The 11312-nt window shown below is 53.6% G+C and carries 10 protein-coding genes and 2 tRNA genes; all 12 read left to right on the forward strand.

Annotated elements, in window-relative coordinates; genetic code table 11:
* Positions 1-111 precede the first annotated feature (111 nt).
* The 12 genes from H627_RS0100070 (at position 112) to H627_RS0100130 (ending at position 11228) form a co-directional block, all read left to right on the forward strand.
* Positions 112-813: a response regulator transcription factor gene (locus H627_RS0100070; RefSeq protein ID WP_027827251.1), complete on the forward strand. Its 702-nt coding sequence runs from the start codon at positions 112-114 to the stop codon at positions 811-813.
* A complete protein-coding gene (locus H627_RS0100075) occupies positions 800-2089 on the forward strand; it encodes a sensor histidine kinase (RefSeq protein ID WP_027827252.1) in 1290 nt (429 codons plus the stop codon). The genes H627_RS0100070 and H627_RS0100075 overlap by 14 nt, the downstream gene beginning before the upstream one ends.
* Positions 2090-2153: 64 nt before the next feature.
* Entirely contained in the window at positions 2154-2648 is a 495-nt protein-coding gene (locus tag H627_RS0100080) for a nucleoside deaminase (RefSeq protein WP_226999246.1), read from the forward strand.
* 20 nt (positions 2649-2668) lie between these two features.
* Positions 2669-2992 carry a hypothetical protein gene (locus H627_RS16305; RefSeq protein ID WP_035439565.1) on the forward strand — a complete coding sequence of 108 codons (324 nt, stop codon included), beginning with the start codon at positions 2669-2671 and terminating at the stop codon, positions 2990-2992.
* A gap of 248 nt (positions 2993-3240) precedes the next feature.
* Positions 3241-3311: transfer RNA gene (locus H627_RS0100095), tRNA-Glu, on the forward strand.
* Between the two features lie 58 nt (positions 3312-3369).
* The gene (locus tag H627_RS0100100) at positions 3370-3663 is read left to right on the forward strand and encodes a hypothetical protein (protein ID WP_027827255.1); all 294 of its coding nucleotides are present in this window, start codon (positions 3370-3372) and stop codon (positions 3661-3663) included.
* Between the two features lie 74 nt (positions 3664-3737).
* Positions 3738-3810, forward strand: a tRNA-Gln gene (locus H627_RS0100105).
* Positions 3811-4055: 245 nt separating this feature from the next.
* On the forward strand, positions 4056-5327 hold the full coding sequence (locus H627_RS0100110; RefSeq protein ID WP_027827256.1) for a substrate-binding domain-containing protein: 1272 nt from the start codon (positions 4056-4058) through the stop codon (positions 5325-5327).
* A gap of 114 nt (positions 5328-5441) precedes the next feature.
* On the forward strand, positions 5442-6977 hold the full coding sequence (locus tag H627_RS0100115) for a sugar ABC transporter ATP-binding protein (RefSeq protein ID WP_051225032.1): 1536 nt from the start codon (positions 5442-5444) through the stop codon (positions 6975-6977).
* Positions 6978-6991: 14 nt separating this feature from the next.
* A complete protein-coding gene (locus tag H627_RS0100120) occupies positions 6992-8641 on the forward strand; it encodes an ABC transporter permease subunit (RefSeq protein WP_027827258.1) in 1650 nt (549 codons plus the stop codon).
* 232 nt (positions 8642-8873) lie between these two features.
* Positions 8874-10430, forward strand: coding sequence for a response regulator transcription factor (locus H627_RS16310; protein WP_162143206.1), 1557 nt, complete (start codon positions 8874-8876; stop codon positions 10428-10430).
* Between the two features lie 105 nt (positions 10431-10535).
* Complete coding sequence (locus tag H627_RS0100130) at positions 10536-11228, forward strand: histidine phosphatase family protein (RefSeq protein ID WP_027827259.1); 693 nt, start codon at positions 10536-10538, stop codon at positions 11226-11228.
* The last annotated feature ends 84 nt before the right edge of the window (positions 11229-11312 follow it).

Below are 11312 nucleotides of genomic sequence, written 5' to 3' on the forward strand. Positions count from 1 at the left end.
TACATTAAGGACTGGAGCATAAAATCAGCTTAAAAAAACGCAGAAATTTCTTAAGGGTGCTTAAAGGTGCACGCCGTATACTGGTGAATAATATAGAAAGAAGCGATCAACATGCCTGCGAAACCGTTAATTTTGGTGATTGAAGATGATCATCATTTAAATCAGAGTATTCAAGAATTTTTGGCCCCGCTAGCTGACACCCGCGGCGTCTACGCCGGCGACGAGGGTGAGTACTTGGCCAGTGAGGGAATTTTTGACGCCATCATTCTCGATATCATGCTGCCAGAAATGGACGGGTTTACGGTATTGCATAAACTCCGGGCGGCGCATGTTGGCACCCCGGTACTGATCTTGACTGCTAAAGATGGTCTGAGCGACAAGATGCGGGGCTTTGATCTAGGGACGGATGATTATTTAACCAAACCGTTTCACCGGGAGGAACTGATGGCGCGCATCAAAGTGCTGCTCAAACGCAGCGGTAAATATCGCGATGATTACACCCTAGCGTTCGGTCCGCTCACAGTGCAGTTGAACGATCGCTCAGTCACCGTGAGCGGTGTACCGGTGGCCTTGAGCGGCAAAGAATATGACTTACTCGTGTATTTATTGCAAAATCAGGGCACCATCGTCACAAAGGAGCAGATTTTCGACCGGCTGTGGGGCTTTGATTCCGATACTGGTTTGGCAGTGGTGGAAGTATATATGAGCAATTTGCGCAAGAAACTGAAGGGCACCGCCGTGGCTGACGCCATCCGGACGATTCGCAACGTCGGTTACATTCTCGATGAGGTCGCGGCCAATGCAGGCAAATGAGGGAATCAAACGGCAACAGCGTAAATTGTTTTGGGGTGAGGTGCTCAGCTTCGCGCTGCTTTTTTTCACGCTGGGCGCTGTTGTGTATTTTCTTTACCAGCAAGCAGTCTATAACGGTGTGGACACGACGCTGGCTCGGCAGGAGCGCAGTCTCAAAGATGGGCCGGCTGCTGCACCAGGGCCGTTGACTCCTGGTCAGCGGCCGAATAGTCAAAATGGCGCTTCGTTCCGGACTAACATGGTGGTGTTCAATGCTGCCGGTCAAATCATTAATGCGGCCGACTTGGGTCAGCGATACTATGCGTATTTCCAGAATCTGGAATTGGATAAAAGTGCAGTGGGCAAGAAACAGGTTTTGACGACTACGGCGGGTACTTTCCGTACCCTACTGGTGCATGTCCCTAAGAGCAATTTGAATCCAATGTACGCCGGACACTATGTGCTGATTCTGCAAAATATTGATGCCCAGCTGGACGGGATGAACAGCTTTCTGCGGGTGCTGGTGGCCACCATGATTTTCTTCTGGCTGCTGGCTTTACTATTTGCGTCGGTTTTAGCCCGGCGCGCCATGCGGCCCATCGTCAAATCTTGGCAGCGCCAGCAGGACTTCGTCGCGGATGCCGCCCATGAATTGCGGGCACCGCTGGCAGTGATTCAAAGCCAGCAGGAGCATTTACTGACCAAGCCTCACGATACGGTTTTGAATCAAAGCGAGGCGATCGCTACGACATTGGCGGAATCCACCCGCTTGCAGCACCTCACGACGGATCTGCTGACGATGGCCAAGGCGGACAGTAATGCCTTAACGACCGATTTGCAGCACTACGATTTACAAATCTGGCCAGTGTCGGTGCTGGCCCCGTATAAAGAAATTGCTGCCGCTCAGGACCGGGCCTTTGATACGACCCTGCAGGCTACTGGCGAGGCAGTTTTTGACGGTGACCAGCTGCATCAGCTGCTGGTAATTTTGTTGGACAATGCCTTCAAATATACGGCTGCTGGGGATTCAATCTGGGTGACGACGGAACGTCAGACGAAGACTTGGACGCTGACGGTGGGTAATTCTGGGCCAAGTATTCCGGACGCGGACAAAAAGCGGATCTTCGATCGATTTTATCGAATGGATCCGTCTCGGAACCGCGAGACCGGGGGCAGCGGGTTAGGCTTAGCGATTGCTGACTGGATTGTAACCAATCACCGCGGGCATATTCGGGTAATGGATATTCACCCCCAGGGGGCGGCCTTCGTAGTCACGCTGCCATTAAGCGGGAAGTAGTATTTCCCCCTGCCTTTGCCTGGGCAAGTATGGTAAGCTGTTTCCTGAAAGCAATTAGTTAATGATGAAAGTGGTGGGCGTAATGGCGTATGATCCGCAGTTTATGGCGTTGGCCGCCAAACAGGCCGATTTGAATAACACGTTGCACGAGGGCGGGCCGTTTGGCTGCCTGATCGTTAAGAATGGCAAGATCGTGGCCCAGGGTCACAATCAGGTCCTGTTCCAGCATGATCCGACCGCCCATGGCGAAATCGTGGCGATTCGGCGGGCCTGTGACATTTTGGATACGTACGACCTGACCGGTTGCGAGCTGTATACGTCGGCGTATCCGTGCCCGATGTGCCTCGGCGCGATCATTTGGGCCAACATCAAGACCGTTTATTACGGCAATGCGCCGGAGGATGCGGCCAAGATTGGGTTCCGCGATAACTTCATGTATCAGTATTTAGCCGGGGATCGCCAAGACCCCACGGTACTGACCATTGAACAGCACGATCGGGATAAGACGATGCCTGCCTTTGATCATTTTGCAGCGGATCAAAGTGCGCAATTATATTAGGAGAGAAAGGATTTTCACCCATGTCTGCTTACGCCGAAATATTGGATTTTGTTACCAGCCATCGGGACGATATCGTCCGGGAACCGCGGCAATACGTGAATATGCTGACCTTTGCCTTTGACCAGCAGTTGTTTCCGTTTGCCGATTACCCGGAGTTCTTTGTGCCCATGCGCTTGCATGTTTTTCGCCTGCCTAAAGACTTCGTCCAGGCGCGGCACGACCAATTGCAGGAATTGTACCGGGAAACCTTGGCCCCAGCCAATCAGGGCTATCAGGATGTGTGGATGACCACCACCTGGTTGAAGAGTCAGCACTTGCTAATGGTGGAGCTGTCCTACGAATGAAGTCCGCCTTTGAGTCGATACGCACCCGTCTAGTCGAATTCGTGATCATGACCTTGATGTTTTGGGTCTGCTGGCAATTGTTCCATTGGCCGGCCTTTCACTACGCCTTCTACATCAGTCTGTTTTTGTGCCTGTTTATTTTGGTTGCTTTAGCGGTCGTTTTTGCATTGAGTTTACGTCAGAAAAAAAGGCCTTGACTTTCGATTGAAATCTAGTAAACTATAAAAGTGCTCATTTTTGTTGCCATTGCCCGTTGGTCAAATGGTTAAGACGTCGCCCTCTCAAGGCGGAGTTACGGGTTCAATTCCCGTACGGGCTATCGCACGCCGGCAATCGTTGATTGCCGGCTTTTTTTTACTATTCAGGAGGTTTTTCACGTGGCAGAGGATCAAATTCATTATTTAAATGCGCAGCAGTTAGCGATTACGCAACCAATGACGTTTCACGCGCCCACACCGGAAGCCATCAAGCGCCTGCAGGTGGGGGACAAGGTCCAATTGGGATTCGTTGATCCGGAAATTCAAGGCGAGTTTCTGCCCGTGGTGATCACGGTCATCCAGCCAGATGGGCTCCAGGGCCGGTTGGCAGCTGCGCCAAAGCGGCTGCCTTACTTGCGGGCGGACCAAGTCGTCAGTTTTGACTGGGTTAACATCTTAAAGATCTTTGCTTGAACAATTTTTTTCGGCTCAAGCCCTTGACAATACCGGGTAAAAATTTATATACTATTACTCGTTGTTAAGAGCACTGGGTAATAGCCAAATTGGTAAGGCAACGGACTCTGAATCCGTAATGTCTAGGTTCGAGTCCTAGTTACCCAATCATCACCAAATCGTTATCAGTAGCCGCTGTCTTTCGAGACAGCGGCTTTTTTGTTCGCTGTTTAGCCGTTGCCAAACCCTGGTGGCGGCCATTTTTGTGGAAAGAATATCCGTTTCACGCAACTCCCAAAAATATTCAATGTGCACCGAAGAATATTCTATGGTGGCGCTTGCCGGCATTGGTTAAACTTAGGATAAAGTAAGCGCATTCATTCATTCAAGCCATCAAGGAGGAAGCATTCATTATGAAGAAGACAAAAACACTAGGCATGGTGTTAATGCTGGGGGCTGCGTTGCTGCTGGGGGCCTGCGGTTCTGGCTCTGGCTCCAGTTCAAGCGGCGGTGCGGACAAGACCGTGGCCAACAAGGACAAACCGGTGGTGTGGTACAACCGCCAGCCGTCGAACTCCACTGACGGCAAGCTGGACATGGCCGCATTGACATTCAACAAGGATACCTATTACGTTGGTTTCGATGCCAACCAAGGGGCCAAGGTCCAAGGCGAGATGATCAAGTCCTATATCGAAAAGAATATCGCCACCGTCGATCGCAACGGCGACGGTACCATCGGTTACGTGCTGGCCATCGGGGACGTTGGCCATAACGACTCGATCGCCCGTACTCGCGGGGTTCGGGCCGCGTTGGGCACGGCTGTTAAAAAGGGCGGCAATGTCGATTCCACTCCGACTGGGATGAACTCTGACGGCAAGTCCAAAGTCGTCAAGGACGGCAGCCTGTCTGTTGGCGGCAAGACCTACAAGATCCGCGAACTGGCCAGCCAGGAAATGAAGAACAACTCCGGGGCGACCTGGGACGCGGCGACCGCCGGTAATACGATCGGCACTTGGTCGTCCAGCCTGGGCAAGCAGATCGACATCGTCGCTTCCAATAACGACGGCATGGGCATGGCGATGTTCAACGCCTGGTCCAAGGAAAACAAAGTACCGACTTTCGGCTACGACGCGAACTCCGATGCAGTGGCAGCCATTGCGGAAGGATACGGCGGGACCATCAGCCAGCACGCCGACGTGCAAGCTTACCTGACTTTGCGGGTTCTGCGCAATGCGCTGGACGGCGTCAAGAAGGGCACCGGGATCGATACTAAGGACAGTGCCGGCAATGTGCTGGCTAAGGACACCTACGTTTACAACGAGAAGCAGCGTTCCTACTACGCCATGAACGTGGCAGTGACGGCCGATAATTACAAAGACTTCACGGATTCGACCAAGATTTACGCTGACGCTTCCCACCAGCTGGATAAGTCCAAGTCTCCAGAAAAGAAAGTATGGCTGGATATCTATAATTCCTCCGACAACTTCCTGGGATCCACTTACCAGCCGCTGCTGAAGAAGTATGCGAAGCTGATGAACCTGAACGTTGAATTCATCGGCGGTGACGGGCAGACGGAGTCTAACATCACCAACCGATTGGGCAACCCGAGCGAATATGACGCGTTTGCTATCAACATGGTGAAAACCGATAACGGCTCCTCGTACACCTCTATCCTGAAACAGTAATCCGCCTCTGCACAATGCAATTCCAGGGAAACGGGATCGCCGAAATGACGCGCTTTCGGGGTCGCTCACCCTGGAGTTGTTTTTTTCCACAAGCAGACGAGAAAGGAGCCAGACATGCAAGAAGCATCAGCAGTAAATACGCAGCCGCAACCTGCATCGGACGTGATGCTGTCGATTCGCGGCTTAAGCAAGTCGTTCGGGCGCAACCGGGTGCTCGATCACATTGATATGGACGTTAAAAAAGGCTCCGTCATGGGGCTGATGGGTGAAAACGGCGCCGGCAAGTCGACCATGATGAAGTGCCTGTTCGGCATCAAGACCCGGGATGAGGGTGAATTTTTCTTGGACGGCAGGGAGGTCTCCTTCCAAGGTCCCAAGGACGCCCTGGAAAACGGCATCGCCATGGTACACCAAGAGCTCAACCAAGCGCTGGACCGGAGCGTAGTCGATAACTTATTCCTCGGCCGCTATCCCATTACCCCGCTGGGCGTAGTCGACGAGCGGCAGATGCGGCGTGAAGCCACCGAGCTGTTCCGCCGCCTCGGGATGACGGTCAACTTGACCCAGCCGATGCGCAAGATGAGCGTGTCCCAGCGGCAGATGGTAGAAATTGCCAAAGCTATTTCTTACAACTCCAAGGTGATCGTTCTCGACGAGCCGACCAGTTCGCTGATGGCTCAGGAAGTTGAGAAACTCTTCGACATGGTCCGCATGCTCAAAAAGCAGGGTATTTCAATTATCTTCATTTCGCACAAAATGGATGAAGTCTTCGAGATTTGTGACGAGGTCTCGGTGCTGCGCGACGGCCACCTGGTAATGACCAAAAAAGTCGCTGATACAAATATGAACGAGCTGGTCAAGGCCATGGTTGGCCGGCCGCTGGATAACCGGTTCCCGCCGGTTGACAACGTGGTGGGCAAGACAATTCTGCAGGTCAGCCACCTGTCGACGAAGTTCTCACCGTACCTGCAGGACGTCACGTTTGATGTTGGGCAGGGGGAAATTTTCGGCCTTTACGGACTTGTCGGGGCTGGCCGCACAGAGCTGCTTGAAACGATTTTCGGAGTGCGCACGCGGGCCGGCGGACGGGTGTATTTCAACGGCAAACTGGCCAACTTCAACTCCGCCAAGGAGGCGATGGACCATGGCTTCGCGATGATCACCGAGGAACGCAAGGCCAATGGGCTGTTCCTCAAAGGCAATCTGACGTTCAACACGACCATCACTAACCTGAATGCTTACAAACGCGGGCCGGCCTTGTCCGATCCGAAGATGACGAAGGCGACGCTTCAGGAAATCAAAGTGATGAACACCAAGACTATGGGCCCGGACGAGCTGATTGCCAGCCTGAGCGGGGGCAACCAGCAGAAGGTGATCATCGGTAAATGGCTCGAACGTCAGCCGCAACTGTTCATGATGGACGAACCGACCCGCGGCATTGACGTCGGGGCGAAGTACGAGATCTACGAGCTGATCATCCAGATGGCCAAGCAGGGCAAAACGATCCTCGTGGTGTCGTCGGAAATGCCGGAGATCTTGGGGATTACCAACCGCATCGGCGTGATGAGCAACGGTCGTCTAGCGGGCATCGTGAACACCAAACAGACCAACCAAGAAGAGCTGTTACGGCTCAGCGCAAAATATCTATAAGGAGGACGATATTCATGGCAGATACCAACATTCTCACCGCTGAGGCCGAACAGCAGCTGCGCCAGCCCATTGATGACGCTATTGGCAAAATTCAAGACCAGATCAACGTACTGCGTCAGGATGGGACCGACCAAGTGATCATTCTCAGCGGTCATATCGAAGCTACTAAACGGGACAAGAGTCTGAGCAAAGCCGAACGTGAGGCGGCCATCAAGGCTGATAAAGAGGCACTGGTCGGCGCCCGGGCTGTGGAAAGTCAAAACAAGGATCAAGTCGCCCAATTGATTGGGGAGGCAGAACGCTACCTCAAAGCGCATTACCGTACCGATTACTACGAATACGTGGTCAAGAGCTGTGCCGAAGAGAAGGTCGCGGCTAAAAAGGCCTATGACGAGCAGCTGGCCAGCCTGCGGGCAGATCACAAGCAGGCCCTGGCCGAACTCTCCGACCGCGCCGAAATCAAGGAACAAAATTACGTCTACAAGAACAAGCTGTTTGACGCGAAGATGACCTATCAAGCCCGGCAGCGGCAAATCAAGGACCGCCAGCATGCCGCGTTTGTCTATGAATATCATTTACTGGACATGCTGCGGATGTCGAAGTTCTCGGTGCAAGAGAATATCCGCCAGAAGTGGGAAAACTACAAGTACACCTTCAATCGCCGTGATTTCCTGCTGCGCAACGGGTTGTACTTTGCCATCATCATTATCTTCATCATTCTGGCGATCATGACGCCCATCATCAAAGGCACGTCGCTGCTGACGTATAACAACATCTTGAACATTCTCCAGCAGGCTTCTCCGCAAATGTTTCTGGCTCTGGGAGTGGCCGGGTTGATCCTGTTGACAGGGACTGACCTGTCGATTGGCCGGATGGTCGGGATGGGTATGACCGCCGCGACGATCATCATGCACCAGGGCATCAACACCGGTTCCGTGTTTGGGGTTATCTTCGACTTCTCAAAAATGAATCTGTGGGTGCGGGTGATTTTCGCACTGGCGGCCTGTATTGTGCTGTCGACCGTGTTCACCACCATTGCCGGGTTCTTCACCGCACGGTTCCAGATGCACCCATTCATCTCGACAATGGCCAACACCTTGATTATCTTTGGGCTGGTCACCTACGCCACCAAAGGCGTGTCGTTTGGGGCGATTGACCCCGCCATTCCGAACATGATCATTCCCAAGATCGGCGGCTTCCCGTCAATCATTATCTGGGCCATTGCCGCCATCGTCATCACCTGGTTTGTTTGGAACAAAACACGGTTCGGCAAGAATCTCTACGCAGTTGGCGGCAATCCAGAAGCCGCCGCCGTGTCCGGGATTTCCGTCTTCGCGGTGACACTGGGCGCATTCGTCTTCGCCGGTATTCTTTACGGCTTCGGCTCCTGGCTGGAATGTGCGCGGATGGTCGGTTCCGGCTCTGCTGCATACGGCCAAGGGTGGGAAATGAACGCCATCGCGGCCTGTGTGGTCGGCGGCGTCTCCTTCACTGGTGGTATCGGGAAAATCTCCGGCGTTGTCGTTGGGGTCACTATCTTCACTGCCTTGACTTACGCCTTGACCATTCTGGGTATCGATACGAATCTGCAGTTCGTTTTCTCTGGGATCATTATCCTCATTGCGGTAACGCTGGATTCCTTGAAGTACGTCCAGAAGAAATGAGTGTCTGACCCGATTACAGTGATTACTAACTTCCTCGACCTGCTGATCCAACACGGACCAGCAGGTCATTTTGGTGCCTAGGGATAAGTGCTTTTGCTTGAAATAAACCGTTTCCATTGTTACGCTTAACACTCAGCCAATAGTTTATGCACAGCAAACATTCGGGGGAGTCGATGAGCCGATGGAAGCATATCGCATTTTGTTTGTAGAAAAGGCGCCCGCAGAGTCTAGCATGCGTACGCTGCTCGACTGGGGCGCGCTGGGATTTGACTTGATGGGCACAGTGGCCACCGAAGCCCAGGCGCTGGCAATGATTGCGGAGAGCCGCCCGGACGTCGTCGTCACTGAGCTGGCGTTGGCCGCGGGTACTGGCCTGGCTTTGATTCATCAGGCCAAGACTGCTGCTCCGGAAACAGCGTTTGTGATTTTGGCCGCAGAAGCAGATTTCGAGACCGCCCAAGCGGCCATTGCACTGGGCGTCGCTGCATTTTTAAAGCGGTCAGAAAAACCAGCCGTGCTGCGCGGCGCCTTCAGCCAACTGCGCCAGACACTGAATCAAAAGCGCGCTCAAACAGCGAACTGGACAGTGCTGCAACAGTACTACAAACAGTCTCTGCCAGTGATGCAAGCGAGTTTTTACGCCGCGCTGATTGATGGGCAAATCAATGAAGCCGCCATTGATGCTTATCGCCGCGACTACCAGATCGCCTTGAACGGGTCTTTTTACACCTGTCTCGTTATCCACACATCGACCACGCTGCTGCCGGCTAGGGTCGATCCGATGCTGCTGCGCACGCAGGTGCTGCAGCAGGCCCGTGCATTCTTTGAGCCCCTGTGGCCGCTGGCAGCATTTTCTTATCTGGGCAACACCGTTATGGCGGTTCAGCTGGCCGCCGCGACCGATGTGCGGGCCCTCACTGACGACGCCGACCGTTTCTGTCAGGAGGCGAAAAGCAAACTTGCTGCGGCGGTGACCATTGGTGTCGGCGCCGCGGTGAGCAGGCTGCTCGATTTGCCCCGGGCATACCGGGGAGCCCGCACTGCGGTATCCTACCGCAGTCTCTATGGAGCGGGTAAAGTGATCAACATCAAAGAAATTGCTCCCCATGAGCTGGCTGATTTCAGTCCTTTGACTGATACTGCGCTGTCGGCGCTATTCAGACAGATTCATGTCGGGCCGGAAGAGGCCATTGAAGAAGCAGTGGCAGCGTACCTGACGCATCTAGGGCAGACGGCCCAGCACATGCCCCAGCACACTGTGGTCGTCAATGAGCTGATCAGCGCACTTTACCGGTTTGCGGCCAACAACCGGCTGCACGTCCCTGCCTTGACCGATAACCTTAAGACCCTTTATCAGACACTGCCAGAGTCGTCGCCGGCGTCTTTGCATCAGTGGCTGTCAGCGACTTGTCTGGCATTGAATAGTCAGTTGGCCCTGGCTCGCGATACCACGTCAGCGGTGATGATTCATGACGCCCAAGAGTATGTTCGAGTGCATTATCAGGAAGAATCGCTGGGGTTGAAAGATGTCTGCGCGAGTCTCGGCGTGTCGCATTCCTATTTTTCCACGCTGTTCAAACGCGAAACCGGCGTGTCGTTCATCACCTACCTGACCGAGTTCCGCATGGACCGGGCCGCCCGGCTGCTGCTGGAGACCACCGAGCAGAGTCAAGTGATCGGCCGCCTTTGCGGCTACACCGATCCAAATTACTTCAGCTTGGTCTTCAAAAAACATTTTGGCAACTCACCGACGGTTTACCGCAGCGGGATGGCGGTGGCATCTTATTAACCAATGCCTCGGTCTTTAGACCGAAAGCTGGCCCTGGTCCGCAAACCCGCGGCAGAATATGGTAAAATTCAGTAAACAGCCACAGTCGTAGAAAAGAGTGACACTATGCCGAAGCAGCTACTATTCCTCGTCCGCCATGGGCAGACTGAGTTGAATGCGCAGGACAAGATGCAGGGGTGGATCGATTCCCCATTGACCGCTGACGGGATGCGTTCGGCCCGTCAGCTCAGTCATATGCTGCGCAAGGTGGACTTTGTATCCGCCTATACGAGTGATTTGGAGCGCCAGCAGGTGACCTGCCGGTTGATTCTGGACAAACACCCGCAGACGCCGATGCACGTCACCACCGGCCTCCGGGAGATGTATTTCGGGGCACTGGAGGGCGAGTCCGCCCGCCGAATCTTTATTGAGGTCGTGCGCCGGTACGGGCTGAAGACTGCCCGGCGGATGTATTCCGGTGACGGCAGTATCGTCGCCATGACTAATTCCTTCGCGGCCCTGGATGACACGGATCAAGCCGAAGATTACCAGGCGCTGCAGCAGCGGATCCAGACCACGATGCGCCGCATCACCGATGAGAACGGCGACGGCAATATTTTGGTCGTCTCTTCCGGCTTGGCGTTGAGCAATTATATTTACGGTCTGGATCACAACGCCATTGACGGGCATTTGCTGGACAACACGAGCGTCAGTTTGGTCAGCGTCGAAGACGGCCAAACCGAGGTACTGGCGGTGAATTTGACCAGTGCCCGGGATCTGAACAAATTCCTCAAAGAGACTGAGCAAATTCCTGATTGATTTTTTCTGAGAAGAGTCTATAATGACACATTGTCATATGACAGTGTGTCATTTTTATTAGATAATGTCACAAAGGAGGCTGCT

The organism is Schleiferilactobacillus harbinensis DSM 16991, from assembly GCF_000425885.1.
Lineage (GTDB): Bacteria > Bacillota > Bacilli > Lactobacillales > Lactobacillaceae > Schleiferilactobacillus > Schleiferilactobacillus harbinensis.